Source organism: Actinoplanes sp. NPDC020271, from assembly GCF_044388125.1.
GTDB lineage: Bacteria > Actinomycetota > Actinomycetes > Mycobacteriales > Micromonosporaceae > Actinoplanes.
The window spans coordinates 72,579-88,181 of sequence record NZ_JBIRWQ010000023.1; the positions used below are offsets into that span (position 1 = coordinate 72,579).

Annotated in this window: 13 protein-coding genes; 10 read left to right on the forward strand and 3 right to left on the reverse strand. The window is 72.8% G+C overall.

Going from position 1 to position 15,603, the window contains the following annotated elements:
* Positions 1-333: 333 nt before the first annotated feature.
* On the reverse strand, positions 334-612 hold the full coding sequence (locus ACH442_RS36250; RefSeq protein WP_396342601.1) for a hypothetical protein: 279 nt from the start codon (positions 610-612) through the stop codon (positions 334-336).
* 109 nt (positions 613-721) lie between these two features.
* On the opposite strand from ACH442_RS36250, the gene ACH442_RS36255 reads away from it, so the two are divergent.
* The 5 genes from ACH442_RS36255 (at position 722) to ACH442_RS36275 (ending at position 8,762) form a co-directional block, all read left to right on the forward strand.
* Positions 722-1,195 carry a hypothetical protein gene (locus tag ACH442_RS36255; RefSeq protein WP_396342602.1) on the forward strand — a complete coding sequence of 158 codons (474 nt, stop codon included), beginning with the start codon at positions 722-724 and terminating at the stop codon, positions 1,193-1,195.
* 445 nt (positions 1,196-1,640) lie between these two features.
* On the forward strand, positions 1,641-3,914 hold the full coding sequence (locus ACH442_RS36260) for a putative bifunctional diguanylate cyclase/phosphodiesterase (protein WP_396342603.1): 2,274 nt from the start codon (positions 1,641-1,643) through the stop codon (positions 3,912-3,914).
* 76 nt (positions 3,915-3,990) lie between these two features.
* Complete coding sequence (locus ACH442_RS36265) at positions 3,991-5,676, forward strand: GNAT family N-acetyltransferase (protein WP_396342604.1); 1,686 nt, start codon at positions 3,991-3,993, stop codon at positions 5,674-5,676.
* A gap of 98 nt (positions 5,677-5,774) precedes the next feature.
* Positions 5,775-7,745: a protease pro-enzyme activation domain-containing protein gene (locus tag ACH442_RS36270; protein ID WP_396342605.1), complete on the forward strand. Its 1,971-nt coding sequence runs from the start codon at positions 5,775-5,777 to the stop codon at positions 7,743-7,745.
* A 189-nt stretch (positions 7,746-7,934) separates the two neighbouring features.
* Positions 7,935-8,762 carry a patatin-like phospholipase family protein gene (locus tag ACH442_RS36275; RefSeq protein ID WP_396342606.1) on the forward strand — a complete coding sequence of 276 codons (828 nt, stop codon included), beginning with the start codon at positions 7,935-7,937 and terminating at the stop codon, positions 8,760-8,762.
* Positions 8,763-9,083: 321 nt separating this feature from the next.
* Here the strand turns inward: ACH442_RS36275 and ACH442_RS36280 are convergent, their stop codons facing one another.
* Positions 9,084-9,602: a DUF6985 domain-containing protein gene (locus ACH442_RS36280; RefSeq protein ID WP_396342607.1), complete on the reverse strand. Its 519-nt coding sequence runs from the start codon at positions 9,600-9,602 to the stop codon at positions 9,084-9,086.
* Positions 9,603-9,612: 10 nt separating this feature from the next.
* On the reverse strand, positions 9,613-10,209 hold the full coding sequence (locus tag ACH442_RS36285) for a TetR/AcrR family transcriptional regulator (RefSeq protein ID WP_396342608.1): 597 nt from the start codon (positions 10,207-10,209) through the stop codon (positions 9,613-9,615).
* Between the two features lie 81 nt (positions 10,210-10,290).
* On the opposite strand from ACH442_RS36285, the gene ACH442_RS36290 reads away from it, so the two are divergent.
* The 5 genes from ACH442_RS36290 (at position 10,291) to larC (ending at position 15,424) form a co-directional block, all read left to right on the forward strand.
* Positions 10,291-11,199: an alpha/beta hydrolase family esterase gene (locus ACH442_RS36290; RefSeq protein WP_396342609.1), complete on the forward strand. Its 909-nt coding sequence runs from the start codon at positions 10,291-10,293 to the stop codon at positions 11,197-11,199.
* A gap of 129 nt (positions 11,200-11,328) precedes the next feature.
* Positions 11,329-12,555, forward strand: coding sequence for a lactate racemase domain-containing protein (locus tag ACH442_RS36295; RefSeq protein ID WP_396342610.1), 1,227 nt, complete (start codon positions 11,329-11,331; stop codon positions 12,553-12,555).
* Between the two features lie 9 nt (positions 12,556-12,564).
* Entirely contained in the window at positions 12,565-13,392 is an 828-nt protein-coding gene (larE, locus tag ACH442_RS36300) for an ATP-dependent sacrificial sulfur transferase LarE (protein ID WP_396342611.1), read from the forward strand.
* Complete coding sequence (larB, locus tag ACH442_RS36305; RefSeq protein ID WP_396342612.1) at positions 13,385-14,047, forward strand: nickel pincer cofactor biosynthesis protein LarB; 663 nt, start codon at positions 13,385-13,387, stop codon at positions 14,045-14,047. The genes larE and larB overlap by 8 nt, the downstream gene beginning before the upstream one ends.
* A 39-nt stretch (positions 14,048-14,086) precedes the next feature.
* A complete protein-coding gene (larC, locus tag ACH442_RS36310; RefSeq protein ID WP_396342613.1) occupies positions 14,087-15,424 on the forward strand; it encodes a nickel pincer cofactor biosynthesis protein LarC in 1,338 nt (445 codons plus the stop codon).
* The last annotated feature ends 179 nt before the right edge of the window (positions 15,425-15,603 follow it).

Sequence of the window (15,603 nt, forward strand, 5' to 3'; positions counted from 1 at the left end):
CCCTCCCCGCCCCCCCCCCCCCCCCCCGCCCCCCCCCCCCCCCGCCCGCGCCCCCCCGCGCCGGCGGGGGGGGGGGCCGGGCCGCCCCCCCCCCCCCCCCCCCCCCCCCCCCCCCCCACGGCTCGGTTTCGGTGGCCGAGGTCGGCTACGACCACGACGGCGAGCAGTCGTGGCAGGGCTACTGACCGGTCCCCCTACCGGGCGACCGGCTGTTCGTGATCACCGCGCAGACGCCGCTCGCGGCCGCCGGGCCCGCGCGTGACGCCGCGACGACGAGGGTAGCCGGAACGGCCGCCCGCGGTGAAAGCGGGCGGATCGCCAGAACGGGACTGGTCAGAACGGGGCCGGCCCGCGACCGGCCAGCGACACCAACTGCTGGGTGGCGAGGAGCTTGCGCACGCCGGTCACCGCCACCGATCCGATCTGGTCGTAGGGCAGTTCCAGGGACAGCCCGTCCCCCGCGTTGTGGAAATCGGCACTGGTCTTGTCCGGCCGGAAAGTTCCGCCCCAGCCGTCGGTGCCGCCGCGCTGGTTGGTGCTCAGCGAGGCCATGCCGGACACCTGAGTGCCGTCGACGAGGGTCAGCCGTGCCGGCCCGGAGTAGGTCGTCATGGTGAACAACCGTAACCGGTCGCCGGGGCGCCGCGGTCGCGGCCGACCCGCGACGGGTACGCCACAAGCCAGTTGATCAGGAAGTGGTGAGAGCGGCAGGATGGTCCGGATGAGCGAGGTGCGGTGGCGTGACGTCCGGGAGCGGTGCGATCCGGCGGAGCCCGGCAACGCCTCTGACCTGCTCGTCACCGGCACCACGACCGCTGACTGGGATGCGCTGCTGACCCTGATCCGCGCCGAGGGCTGGCCCGCGCGCTACGAGCGCGGCGGCCTGCCGGCGTCGGCGGCCGCCTTCTTCCCGGGCGACACGGACGGGTGGTCCCGGTTTCTGCGGGTCCGGCCGGGCCCGGACCTGGAGCTGGTCTTCCGCCCGTGGACGCCGGACGAGATCGCCGCCGACGTGAGCCTGTTCGAGGTGCAGGGCCAGGAGCGGCTCGACCTGTTCTGCGGGGTGCTGCGCCGGCTCGGCCGGGCGCTGGGGCGGCGGGTGGCCCTGTACCCGGACGGTGGCGACGACCGGGTGCCGATCCTGGCCTACGAGCCGGGGCCGGACCGCGTGGTGGCCGGCCACGACCCGTTCTGAGCAGCGACAGTGACTCGATAGCGGTTCGAGAGACCGCACCGGGACCATGAGCCGCGCCGGGCGGGGCGCGGACGCCCCCAAGCCTCGCCCGGTCCGTGCGCGGACCCATCGGGGAGGGGCCCGCGCACGGCCCCGATCAGCTCAGCGGCCGGGTCACCCCGGCGCCCGGCAGCGTCCGGTGATGCGCCTACCGACAGCAAGCGTCTGCGATGCCGCCGGGGCCGGCGTGCACAGCACGTTCCCGCTGAACCCCTCCGGCTCCGGATCAAGACCCGATTCGCGTACGCCGTGAGCCTGCCCGTTGCCCCACCCGCAGCCCGCGAGAAGCGGTAGGGTCGTGCGCCGCGATCTTGCAATTCGACCGAATTTGGTCACTGACCCTCATGCTGGCCCGGGACCAGCCGATCGTCGGCACAGAAGCAGATGTGCACGGACGAGGAGGAGCATGATCGGCTGGTCGGCGGTGATCCGTCACGCCCGTGCGGCTGCTTTCCTCACCGGTCTGCTGGTGCTGGTCTACAGCGTGTTCTCCAGTGCGCTCATCGGGCGCGACAAGCAGGTCGCGCAGCAGGACCACGCCCTCGACCTGACCCTCGGGCAGCAGGTCGCCGCGGTGAAGAACTACTTCGAGCAGTCCCGCGCGATCGCCGAGGTGCTCGCCGACAGCCCGGTCTTCATCGACTTCTACCAGGCGCCCGGCACCACCGAGGCGAAGGTCGCCGCGGGCGGGCCGCTGCTGGAGCGGGTCAACGACGCGCTCGCCTACCTGGAGCAGCTCTACCCGGGGCGGATCGGCGAGGCCTGCTTCGCCGACAGCAACGGCCGGCAGATCGCCCGGGTCGTCGACGGCGTCCCGGCCGTGCCCGAGCTGCTGCGCCAGTACGAGAACAAGACCCAGTACTTCGCCCCGACGCTGAACCTCGGCCCGGAGCGGGTCTACCAGGCGCAGGCGTACACGTCCCCGGACACGCGCCATGCGGTGATCTCCAACTCGATCGTCATCTCGGCGAGCGGGCACACCGGCATCGTGCACTTCGAGATGGCTTTGGACAGCCTGCGGATGCCGGCCACCACCGGCGGGCGGGCCGCGTCGATCATCGACGCCGGCACCGGCCGGGTCATGGTCGACTCGCGCGCGGTGACCAGCACCAGCGGCACCGGCGACCGGACGTTCGACCCGCTGGTCAAGGGCGGTGCGCTGAACGGCACGACCACGCTGGGTGACCGTCGTGTGGCCTACCAGCGGCTGCCCGCCACTCTGAACAACGCCAACGACTGGTACGTGGCGGTCTCCGCCCCGGTCTACGGCGCCGGCTGGACCCGCGGGTTCAGCGTCGCGTCGCTCGCGCTGCTGCTCGGCGCGCTGCTGACGATCCTGGTCTCCGGGCTGAGCTGGCGCAGCCACGCCCGCTCGGTGCGCCGGGCCGCCACCCACGACGCGCTCACCGGCCTGCCCAACCGGGCGCTGTTCACCGAGCGGACGCAGGCCGCCCTGCGCGGTGGCCGGCCCGCCGCCGTGCTGAACGTGAACCTGCGCGGCTTCCGCAACGTCAACGACGTGCTCGGTCACAAGCACGGCGACCAGCTGCTCGACCAGGTCGCGCAGCGGCTGCTGGACGTGGTCCCGGCCGGGGCCACGGTGGCCCGGGTCGGCGGCGCCGACGACTTCGCGGTGCTGCTGCCCGCCGCGGACCTGGCCGGTGCCCGGGCGACCGCCGAGGCGCTGCTGGCCGTCCTGCACCGCACGTTCCTCATCGACGACTTCCACGTGGACGTGGAGGCCAACGCCGGCCTGGCCCTGGCCCCCGAGCACGGGACCGACGCGGAGACGCTGCTGCGGCACGCCGACGCCGCCCTGCACCTGGCGAAGGAGCAGGCCAGCGCGGTCCAGCAGTACGACGCGGCCTCCGACGGCACCACCGCCAGCCGCCTCGAGCTGCTCGGCGACCTGCGCCGGGCGATCGGCACCGAGGACCAGCTGTCGCTGCACTACCAGCCGAAGGTCAGCCTGGCCACCGGCCGGGTCACCGGCGCCGAGGCGCTGATCCGCTGGCAGCACCCGGTGCGCGGCAAGGTGTTCCCGGACGTGTTCATCCCGATGGCCGAGTCGACCAGCCTGATCCACCCGCTGACCAGTCACGTGCTGGAGCTGGCGGTGGCGCAGGCCGGGACGTGGGCCGAGCAGGGCACCCCGATCCCGGTCGCGGTGAACCTGTCCACCCGCTGCCTGCTCGACCCGGGCTTCGCCGCGCAGGTGTTCGGCCTGCTCTACCGCACCGGGCTGCCGGCTCACCTGCTGAAGCTGGAGATCACCGAGAGCGTGGCGATGGCCGACCCGGAGAAGGCGCTGACCGTGCTGCGCGCCCTGCACGACGGCGGGATCAGCCTCTCCATCGACGACTTCGGCACCGGGCACTCGTCGATGACGTACCTGCAGCACCTGCCGGTCGACGAGTTGAAGATCGACAAGTCGTTCGTGCAGGCCATGGCGACCAGCCATGGTGACGAGGTACTGGTCCGTACGGCGATCACGCTCGCGCACAACCTGGGCCTGTCGGTGGTCGCCGAGGGTGTCGAGGACGAGGCCGCGGTGACCGCGCTGCGCACGCTCGGCTGCGACGTCGCGCAGGGTTACCACTACGCCCGGCCGATGCCGGCGGCCGATTTCGATCAGTGGTTCGCGGACTACTCGGCCCGGCTCGCGGTGACCGTGGGCTGATCCGGCGGGCGTGCCAAAGCCCGGCCGGTCGGCCGGGGGCACTTTGCAGCCGGTCCGGGGCCGGGCAGGATGGGCCGTGGCGCCGCGGGACAGGCGTCCTGACCCGAAGGCCGTGATCACGATGACCGTCACCGCCTACGAACTGGCTTCCGACGGCGGCCTCGTCGCCCTTCGCCTGGCCAGGCCCTCCGACCGCACCGGGCATCTGCGGTTCCTGCTCGCCGCCGGCGCCGGGGAGCGCCTGACCGTGGTGGCGCACGACGGCCCGGCCCTGATCGGCGCCGCCGCCTGTGCCCGCCTGGGGCTCGGCAGCACCAGCGCCGAGGTGGTCAGCCACGTCGCCCCGCATCACCGCGGGCGCGGCGTCAGCACGCTGCTGCTGGAGCACCTCGCGGACCGGGCGCGTCCGATCGGGATCACCGAGTTCGTCGGGGACGTCACCGACCGCGGCGAGGACCTGCGCCCGATGCTCGAGCCACGCTCGGTGGTGGTGATCGGCGCCGGGCCGCGGCACGGCGGGGCCGGTCACGAGACACTGCGGGCGCTGCGCGACTACGGGTTCACCGGGCGGCTCTACGCGGTCAATCCGGCCGGCCGCCCGGTCTGCGGGGTGGCCGGCCACCGCAGCGTGTCCGACCTGCCCGAGGCCCCCGACCTCGCGGTCGTCGCGGTGCGGGCCGATCTCGTGTCGTCCGCGCTCAAGGAGGCGGGGCAACGCGGCGTGCGCTGCGCGGTCGTGCTGAGCAAGGGTTTCGCGGCCTCCGGGCCGGTGAATCGGCAGCGCCGGGCCGAGGCCGGGGAGATCGCCCGCGAGCAGGGCATCCGGCTGCTCGGGCCGAGCAGCGTCGGGGTGATCAGCACGGGCCCGCGGGCCCGGCTCAACGCCTGTCTGTCGCCGGTGCGCCCACCGGCCGGCGGTCTCGCGGTGGCCTCGCAGTCCGGGGCGGTGGGCGTGGCCCTGCTCGGCGACGCGGCTCGCGGCGGCTGCGGCATCTCGAGTTTCGTCTCGCTCGGCGAGGCCCTCGACGTCGACGAGAACGACCTGATCCGGCACTGGTACGACGATCCGGCGACCCGCGCCGTCGCGCTCTGCCTGGAGTCGATCCGCGACCCCGGCGAGTTCGCCCGGATGGTCCGCGCGCTGGGCCGCCGCAAGCCGGTCCTGGCCGTCACCCGGGCCGGCGCGCTCCTCGAACAGGCCGGGGTCATCTGCACCACCGGCATCGGCGAGATGCTCGACACCGCCCGGGTGCTGATCGGGCAGCCGCCGCCGGCCGGGGCGCGGATGGCGATCGTCGGCAACGGCGGCGGACTGACCGCGCTCGCCGCCGATCACGCCGAGGCATCCGGGTTCACCGTGCTGCCGCTGACCCAGCGGACCCGGCGGCAGGTGCCGAAGAGCCGCGACAACCCGATCGACCTGGGCATCGACGCGTCCCCGGCGGCGATCGCGTCGGCCGCCGAGACGGTCGCCGACAGCGGCGAGGCCGACCTGCTCCTCCTGCTGGTCGTCGGCACCCGGGCGAACTGCCCGGTCGCGATCATGACGGCGCTCGGGTCGGTGGTCGACAACCATCCGGACGTCACGATCGCGGCGGTGCTGGCCGGCGGCAACGACGCCATCCCGGCGTTCGGCGAGCGCGGCGCGCCGGTCTACCCGGACGCCGAGCGGGCCGTCCGGGCACTGGCCTGGGCCCACCGGTACGCGGTGTGGCGCGGGCAGCCGCTGACCAGCGATCACCGGCTGGCGGTGGCCTCGTGACAGCAATTTAACGTTCATAAATCTTGACTCCGTCGATGGACCGGAGTTGCGTGTGCTCTACAGCTTCTTATAACGAAGTTAAGTAGGGAGACACCCGCATGTTGATCCCATCGACCTTGAGGTCGCGGGTCACGGCCGTCGTCGCGCTCGGCGCGGCGGTCGTCTCGGTCCTCGGCGCGACGCCGGCGCAGGCGTCGCGACCCGGCCGGCATCTGCTCACCGGCAGCAAGCCGCGGTGGATCGGCCAGGCGAAGGACGCCGGCACCCCGGCGTCCGCCGACACCGTCCACTTCGGTCTGCTGCTCACCATGCGCGACCAGGCCGGCGCGGAAGCGCGGCTCGCGGCCCTGTCCGACCCGGACGGCGCGAGTTACGGCAAGTACCTGACCGGCGCGCAGTTCACCGCGGCCTACGCTCCCGCGGCCGCCGACGTGAAGTCGGTGACGTCCTGGCTCACGAGCCAGGGCCTGCAGGTGCGGGACACGCTCGCCGGCGGGCTGTACGTCGAGGCGGCCGGCACCGTCGCGCAGATCGACAAGACGTTCGGCACGACGGTCCGCCAGTACACCTACGAGGGCAAGACGGTCAAGGCGAACAGCACCGACCTGTCCCTGCCCTCCGACGCGCCGGCCGTGGTGACCGGCCTGGTCAACGCGGTCGTCGGCATCGACCAGGGTTCGCTGCTGAAGAAGCCGGCCGACACGCTGCCGCCGCCGGCCGACGGGTTCCGGCCGGGGACGCCGTGCTCGTCGTACTACGGCGAGAAACTGGCGACGACGCTGCCGGCCGCGCCCGACGGGAAGAAGAAGCCCTACGTCGTCTGCGGTTACACCCCCAAGCAGTACCAGAGCGCGTACGGCGTGACCGACCAGCTCAAGCGCGGGCTCGACGGTCGCGGCGTCACGGTCGCGGTCACCGACGCCTACGCGTCCCCGACGATCGTGCAGGACCTGGCCACGTACAGCCGCAAATATGGTCTTCCGGCTCTCAAGCCGGGACAGTTCAGGCAGATCACGCCTCCGGCCGACGGGTACAACAGCGTCGAGGAGTGTGACGCGAGCGGCTGGTACGGCGAGGAGACGCTCGACATCGAGGCCGTGCACACGATGGCTCCGGGCGCGAAGATCGTCTACGTCGGCGCGCCGGACTGCTTCGCCGGCATCGACGAGGCGTGGGCGCAGACCATCGACGATCACGTCGCCGACATCGTCACCAACTCGTGGGGCTCCGGCACCGACGACGTCGAGCTGCTCGGCGCCGAGACGGTCAAGTTCTACCAGCTGTTCTCGCTGAAGGCGGCCCTGACCGGCATCACCGTCGACTTCTCCAGCGGCGACGCCGGCGACCAGACCTCGGGCGGCACCGACCTGCCGTCGAAATCGGTCAGCTTCCCGTCCGACCTGCCGTTCGTGACCGCTGTCGGTGGCACCAGCGTCGGGATCGACAAGTCGGGCAACCGGGTCTGGGAGCACGGCTGGCAGAACGCGTACCAGACGCTGACCGACGGCAAGTGGGGCCCGTCCGCCTACACCTCCGGTGGCGGTGGCGGCACCAGCATCCTGTTCGAACAGCCGTTCTACCAGCGCGGTAAGGTCCCTGGGTCGATCTCCGAGTACTTCTCGGCAACGCCGCACCGGGCCACCCCGGACATCTCCATGCCCGGTGACCCGAACACCGGCTTCCGGGTCGGCCAGACCCAGACCTTCCCGGACGGCGTGTACTACGACGAGTACCGGATCGGCGGCACCAGCCTCGCCTCCCCGCTGCTCGCCGGCCTGCAGGCGATCGCCGACCAGAAGGCGCACCACCCGCTCGGCTTCGTGAACCCGCTCTACTACCGTGAGCTGGGCACCTCGGCACTGAACGACATCACGGCGCCGCGCACGCCGCTCTACGAGGCGCGCACCAACTTCGTCAACGGCATCGACGCCGGCGACGGGCGCGCGTACATCCTGCGGCAGGTGGACGTGCAGACCACCACGATCCACAGCACGCCCGGTTACGACGCCGAGACCGGCGTCGGCGTACCCGGCGAGAAGTTCTTCTCCGCGGTCCCCGGCCGCTGGTGAGACCGTCCGGGCGGAGGTCACCGACCGGCCTCCGCCCGGGTCCGGCCGTCAAGCAACAACCCGATGGAGACGTACGTCCTCGAGCACCCACCGCCGCGACGCTGACTCCCGTCGCACTCGCCGTGACGCTGACTCCCGCAGCCCTCGCACGGTTCCGCTCCACGCCGGGGCCGATTATCGTTCGGGATCGTGACCAAGGCACTCGTACTCGGCGGCGGTGGCGTGACCGGCATCGCCTGGCACCTCGGACTCCTCCACGGGCTGCAGCGGGCCGGCGTCCCGCTCACCGACGCCGGCACCGTCATCGGCACGTCCGCCGGCTCGGTCGTCGGCACCCTGATCACGGCCGGTGCCGACCTGGAAGCGGCGGTGAAGCTCCAGGCGCAGGAGGTCGTCGCGCCGCCCGGCCGCTCCGGGCCCCGCCCCGGCCAGTGGATGGCGACCATGTCCGCCCTGCTCGACCCGTCCGTCCCGGCGCGGGAGGCCCGCGCCCGGGTCGGTGCGATGGCCCTGGCCGCGTCCACCGTGGACGAGCAGAAGTGGCTCGACCGCATCGGCGAACTTCTGCCCACCCGGGACTGGCCCGCCCGTGACCTGCGGCTCGTCGTCGTCGACACCGCCGACGGGCAGGAGGAGGTGCTGACCGCGTCGTCCGGTGCGCCGCTGCTGCAAGCGGTCGCGGCGAGCTGCGCGGTGCCGGGGCTGATGCCGCCGGTGACGATCGGGTCCCGGCGGTTCATGGACGGCGGCGTACGGGTCGGCGCCGGAGCCGACCTCGCCGCCGGCGCGTCCCACGTGGTCGTCATCGCTCCGATGGCGTGGCTGAGCCGCGACCGCATCCTCGCCGAACTCGCCGCGACGGGGGCCTCCCACACGCTGCTGATCGAGCCGGACGAGGCCGCCCTCGAAGCGTTCGGCCCCAACTTCATGGACCCGGTCCGCCGGCCCGCCGCAGTTCAGGCCGGTCTGCGTCAGGCCGAGGAGCTGGCCCCCGAGGTCCGCCGGATCTGGTCCTGACCCCTTCCCCCACCCCCACCCTCCGCTGCTTCCGCCACTCCGTGACCCGCGCCGTGCGGCCCGGCTCACGGCCCGGACGCACGTGAGCTCCGCGTCGGGTCGCGGGCTCCGACCGGCGGGACCGGGCGGGCCGCCTCGAAGCCGTCGGCGGGTTCTGTGCTCTGAGCGGGACCAGCCACGGACGTCGCCCTGGAGGGCTGAGCGTTCTGGGCGCCCCGCGCCCTGCTCGGCCCGCAAGGGTCCCCGCGGGAGCGGCGGTCCGGACCACGGCGGACCCGGGACAGCAGGCTCTTGAAATTGATCTTCCGGGCGGGTGCGGGGTCAGCGAGCGTAGATCACGCCGCGCAGGGACTCGTCGGCGTAGGCGGCGACGTTGGTGAGGTGGCCGTCGAACGGGCCGGCCTTGGTCACGGCGAGGCCGTCGCGGAAGACGAGTTGCAGGCCGTCCTCGTCGTTCCAGTCGCAGTCGGCCTCGACGGAGACGTAGACGTGGCCGTCGTCGAGGCGGTCGCGCTCGACCGTGACCAGCTCGACGAACCGGACGTGGTCGAGGACGTCGGCCGGGCTGTCGATCGCCACGAGCCAGTCGTCGTCGGCGCCGGCGGTGACGTCCTGGTAGTAGGCGAAGATGTGCGGTGCCGCGGCCTTCAGCACCGCGCGGCCGAGCGCGAGAAAGTTCCGGACAGCCGTGTGGAAATCCTCCGGTGCCGGGTCCTCCTCGTAGCCGCGGACGGCGAACAGGCAGGGCGTGCCGTCGAGGACCGGGACCGGGATCTCCCCGCTCAGCCGGTAGCCGAGCTTCTCGTCGAGCACCATCACACCGAGCCCCGGAATTTCCACGGGTCACACCCTAGATGACGGTTGTTACACCGCCGGCGGGCACTTTCCGCAGCCCTTCGAGCAGCACGGTCAGGTAGCGCCGGGCGGTCGCGGCGCGGTCCGCGCCCGCCTCCTGGTGGACGTTCGCGGCGAACATCACGCCGCACATCAGCGGCAGGATGTCGGCCTTGGTGACCGTGGGGTCGGCGACGCCGGCGTCGTGGGCCCGGTCGAGCAGTTGCCCGAACCGGTCGACGATCTGCTGTTTCAGCTCGGTGGTGCGCGGCCGCGCGTTCACCGGCGCGGCGAAGACCGGCGGCAGCGCGGGGTCGATGACCTGGGCGTCGACGGCGGCGAGCAGGAAGTCCCGCAGCGCGGCCCACGGGTCGTCCGCGGCCAGGCCGTGCTCGGCGTGCGCGACCAGCGCCTCGAGGCCCGGGGTGGCGACCGTCTCGAGCAGCGCCTCCGGGGTCGGGAAGTGCCGGTAGACCGTGGCCACGCCGACCGCCGCGGCCCGCGCGATGTCGTTGAGCTGGATCGGCAGGCCGTCGTCGACGTACTGCCGGCCGATCTCGACGATGCGGTTCCAGTTGCGGGCGGCGTCCTTGCGCAGCGGGGCGGTGGTCATGGCCACAAGAGTAACCGGATACCGCATCCGGCTGTGCTACGTTGAAGCGGATAGCTTATCTGCTTATTGCTGGGGGTTACCGTGTTGCATGACAGCGTCGAGGTCGACGGCCGCACCCGGACGTACACCGTGACCGGTGGGCCGTCGGCGAACCTGGTCCTGGTCTTCCACGGTTCGAAGCAGACCGGGCCGGTGCACCGGGACTTCACCGGCCGGATCTTCGACACGGTGCCCGCGGTCGTCGTGTACCTGGACGGCTACCGCCGGAACTGGAACGACGCCCGCCGGGAGAGCCGCTTCCCGGCCCGGATCGAGAACGTCGACGACGTCGCCTTCACCCGCGCGGTGATCGCGAAACTGGTGGTCAGTCACGGCGTCGACCCGGCGAAGGTCTTCGCCGTCGGGTACTCCAACGGTGGCCAGATGGTGATGCGCCTGGCCCATGAGCAGCCGGCCCTGCTCGCCGGTGCGACGGTGATCGCCGCCACCCTGCCGGAGGCAGAAAGTTTCCTGCTGGCGGGTGCCGCGCCGGTGCCGCTGCCGGTGCTGCTGATCCACGGGACGAAGGACCCGATCGTCAGGTATCAGGGCGGCGGGATGAGCTGGTTCACCCGTGCGGTGTTCAAGGTCGGTGGGCGGTCGTTGTCGATGCCGGAGACCGCCGCCTACTTCGCCGCCCGTAACGGGATCACCGCGACTCCGGTGAGCGCGAGGGTTCCGGCAGCGGCCGCGGTTCCGGCGGCCACGGCGAAACCCGGCGCTACGAGCACCGCAATCGCCGGCCCGCCGGCGGCGAAGGCGAGGACGTGGGTCGAGCGGACCGAGTACCGCCAGGCAGGCCGTCCGCCGGTCGCGCTCTACACCGTCCACGGCGGCGGCCACACGATCCCGGGCCCGCGGCGCGCTCCGGCCGCGTTCGTCGTCGGAGAAACCAACTCGGACGTCAACACGGCCGAACTGGTGACCGAGTTCTTCGGCCTCGCCCGCTGACCGCCGCGCCGGTAAGACGGGCTCCGGCAGCCGCCTGAGCGATGCTGAGGAGCGCGGCCGGCGACCGGGGTGGTCGTCTGTTGCCCGGTCGGCTTGCCGTGGGACGGGGTGCGGCCGCAAGGTTCAGGGATGACAAGCACTATCGGTGGGCCGGGTCAGGTGCTCGACGAGGCGGACGTGCACGCCTGGGTCCGGGAGCGGATCGCCGCGCAGGAGCTGGACGGCAAGAGGGTGTGCGTGATCGTGCCGGACGCGACCCGCAGCTGCCCGTTGCCGATGCTGATGGGCGCCCTCCACGAGGCCCTGGACGGCCGCGCCGCCGCGGTGACCGTGCTGATCGCGCTGGGCACGCACGCACCGATGACCGCGGAGCAACTGCGCGAGCACCTGGGCGGGCCCTACCCGGGTTTCACGGTCCGCAACCACGACCAGGAATCGCTGGTGTCGATCGGGGTCATCCCGGCGGCGCGGGTGAAGGAACTCTCCGACGGCCGGATGAGCCAGGACGTCGACGTGGTGCTGAACCGGGCGGTCGTCGAGCACGACGTGTGCCTGGTCGTCGGGCCGGTGTTCCCGCACGAGGTGGTCGGCTTCTCCGGCGGTAACAAGTATTTCGTGCCCGGGGTCGCGGGCGCGGGGATCATCGACTTCTCGCACTGGCTCGGGGCGCTGATCACCAGCGCCGAGATCATCGGAACGCGCGGGATCACGCCGGTCCGCGCCTTGATCGACCGGGCCGCCGCGTTGATCCCGGCCCGGCGGCTGGCGTTGTGCCTGGTGGTCCGATCGGGGACGAACGATCTGCACGCGGCGTCGTTCGGCCCTCCGGAGGAGGCGTGGGCGGCCTGTGCCGGCGTGTCCGCGCAGACGCACGTGCGGTACCTGGACGCGCCGGTGAAGAAAGTCATCTCCGTGATCCCGGAGAAGTACGACGACATGTGGACCGGGGCGAAAGGTTTCTACAAACTCGAGCCGGTCGTGGCCGACGGCGGGCAGGTGATCATCTACGCGCCGCACATCACCAGGATCGCCGCGATGCACCCGGAGATCGAGGAGATCGGCTACCACTGCCGCGACTACTTCCTCAAACAGTGGGACCGGTTCGCGCACCACCACTGGGGCGTGCTCGCGCACTCCACCCACCTGCGCGGGGCCGGCACCTACGACCCGGGCGCCGGCGAGCGGCTGCGCGTCACCGTCACCCTGGCCACCGGCATCCCCGAGGACGTGGTCCGCCGCGCGAACCTGGACTACCTGGACCCGGCCGCGGTCGACCTCGCCGACCCGGGCGCGTTCGTGGTGCCGAACGCGGGCGAGGTCCTCTTCCGGCTTGCCAGTCCGGCCGGCTCGGAATGAGATAACGGCATGACTGCTGATGCGATCACGCGCCTGCGTGAGCTGCTGACCGGAATCGATCGGCTCGGCGTCGCGTTCTCGGGCGGCGTCGACTCGTCGGTGCTGCTGGCGCTGGCCGCCCGGGTTCTCGGCCCGGACCGAGTCGTGGCGCTGCTCGGGGTCTCCCCCAGCCTCGCCGCCGACGAGCGCGCCGGGGCTCACACCATCGCCCGTGACCTGGGCGTTCGCGTCGTCGAGGTGGTGACCCGGGAGCTCGACCGGGCGGCCTACCGGGCGAACGGGCCGGACCGCTGCTTCCACTGCAAGGACGAGCTGTTCACCACGATCGACGAGCAGGTCGTGCGGGCCGAACGGCTCGACGCCGTCGCGTACGGGGAGAACGCCGACGACGCCCGCCGGCCGGACCGCCCCGGCAGCCGCGCCGCGAGCGAGCATCGCGTGCTGCGACCGCTGACCGATCTGGGTCTCACGAAGGCGGACGTCCGGCGGATCGCCCGGGAACTGGGCGTGGCGAGCGCGGACAAGCCCGCCGCGCCCTGCCTGGCGTCCCGCATTCCGCACTTCGCCGAGGTCACCCCGGTGAAACTGGGCCAGATCGAGCAGGCCGAGGCCGCCTTGCGGCGTCTCGGTCTGCAGGATTCGCGGGTACGCCACCACGGCGACATCGCGCGTCTGGAACTCCCCGCGGAGGACCTGGTCCGGGCGGTCACCGAGCCGCTGCGCACCGCGGTGCACGAGGCGATCATCGCCGCCGGGTTCCGGTTCGCGACCGTCGACCTGGCCGGCATCCAGTCCGGTGCGTTCACGTTGCCCCTGGTCACGGTCGCCCGTGACTGACCTGTCCGCGTTCGCCGACCTGGATCTGGACCGCACCGCCCGTCGTGGCTACCCGGAGGCGGTCTACTGCGCGGGCAAGACCGCCGCGCAGGTCGGGGCCATCGCCGCCGCCGTCCGGGCCCGTCCGGATGTGATCACCCTGTTCACGCGGGCCGGCGCGGATCACGTGGCCGCGGTGCTCGCCGAGTTGCCGGACGCCGTCCACGACCCGGACGCCGGGCTGCTGGCGTGGCCGCCGGAACCTCCCGTGCCCTCGGGCGGCCCGGTGCTGGTGGTCGCCGCCGGCACCTCGGACCTGCCGGTGGCCCGGGAGGCGCTGCTCACCGCGCGATACCTGGGCCGGGACGCGTCGTTGATCGCCGACGTGGGCGTGGCCGGGTTGCACCGGATCCTCGGGCATCTGCCGGCTCTGCGGGCGGCGCACGCGGTCGTGGTCGCGGCCGGCATGGACGGTGCGCTGCCCAGCGTGGTCGCCGGCCTGGTCACGGCGCCGGTCGTCGCGGTGCCGACGTCGGTGGGTTACGGCGCGGCGTTCGGCGGGCTGGCGCCGCTGCTGACGATGCTGAACTCGTGTGCGCCGGGGGTCGCGGTCGTCAACATCGACAACGGCTACGGCGCCGGGCACCTCGCCGCCCAGATCACCGCTCCCCGATGACCGGCTCCACCGGACCGCACCGGCATGAAAGTTGCTTCCGTGACCCATCTCTGGATCGACGCGTCCGCCGGAATCGCCGGGGACATGCTGCTCGGTGCGCTGCTCGACGCGGGCGCCGACCTCGCCCGAGTTCAGAACGCCGTCGACGCGGTGCTGCCCGGCGCCGTGCGGATCACCACCACCGAGGTACGCCGGGCCGGACTGCGCGCCCATAAGGCCGACGTCACCCCGCTCGCCGCGGACCAGCCGCACCGCACCTGGCGCGACATCCGCGGCCTGCTCGGCGACGCACCCCGGGCCGCCGAGGTCTTCGCGCGGCTCGCCGCGGCGGAAGCGGCCGTGCACGGCGTCACCCCGGACGAGGTGCACTTCCACGAGGTGGGCGCACTCGACGCGATCGCCGACGTCACCGGGGTCTGCGCCGCCCTCGACGACCTCGGCGTCACCACGGTCTCGGCGAGCGAGGTAGCGGTCGGTTCGGGAGCGGTCCGCGCGGCGCACGGCATTCTGCCGGTCCCCGCCCCGGCCGTCGCGGAACTGGCCCGCGGCTGGCGGATCCGTTCCGGCGGCACCGGGGAACTCGCCACCCCGACCGGCATGGCACTGCTGCGTACCCTGGCCGCGACCTGCGAGGATCTGCCGTCGCTCACGGTTTCGGCGATCGGCGTGGGTGCCGGCACCCGGGACACCCCGGGGCGCCCCAACATCGTCCGCGTCCTGATCGGCACGGCCGCCGCGAAGCCCGACCGAGCAGCCCTCCGGGAACCGTCGATTCAGGAAACCATGACCCAGGGAACCACGGCTCAGGCGGCCACGACTCAGGCGGCCACGGCTCAAGGGGCCACGGCTCAAGGGGCCACGGCTCAGAACGCCACGGTCCACGAAGATGCGGCCCGGACAGCGATGGCGCAGGAGGCGATCGTCCTGGAGGCGAACGTCGACGACCTCGACCCCCGCCTGTGGCCGGGAGTGATCAGTGCGCTGCTGGCGGCCGGCGCCGACGACGCCTGGCTGACGCCGATCCTGATGAAGAAGGGGCGGCCCGCGCACACCGTGACCGCCCTGTGTGCGCCTGCCTCGGCACATGCCGTCCGGGACCGGATCTTTCAAGAGACGAGCACTTTGGGCGTACGGTCGTCGCGGCGCTCGAAAGCCGCCCTGGCCCGCACGTTCGTCCGGGTCGAGGTCGCCGGCCACCCCGTGGCGATCAAACTCGGTCACGCCGCCGGTCGGATCGTCCAGGCGATGCCGGAGTTCGACGACGTCGCCGCCCTGGCCGCCGCGCTCGGGATCACCCAGCGCGAGGCGCTCGCCCGCGCCGCTCAGGCCGCCGCCGCCGCCGGCCTGACGCTCGGCGCCACGCCGCCGCCCTCGTGACGGCGACCGGCACCACTGCCCCGCGCAGCGCAGCCGGGCACGCGACACCCGAGGGCGGCGCGGCTCGGCGTGGCGTCACCCGACACGGCACGACTCGGCGTGGCGTCACCCGACACGGCACGGCTCGGCGTGGCGTCACCCGACACGGCACGACTCGCCGGGTGCAACGTGGCGCGGCG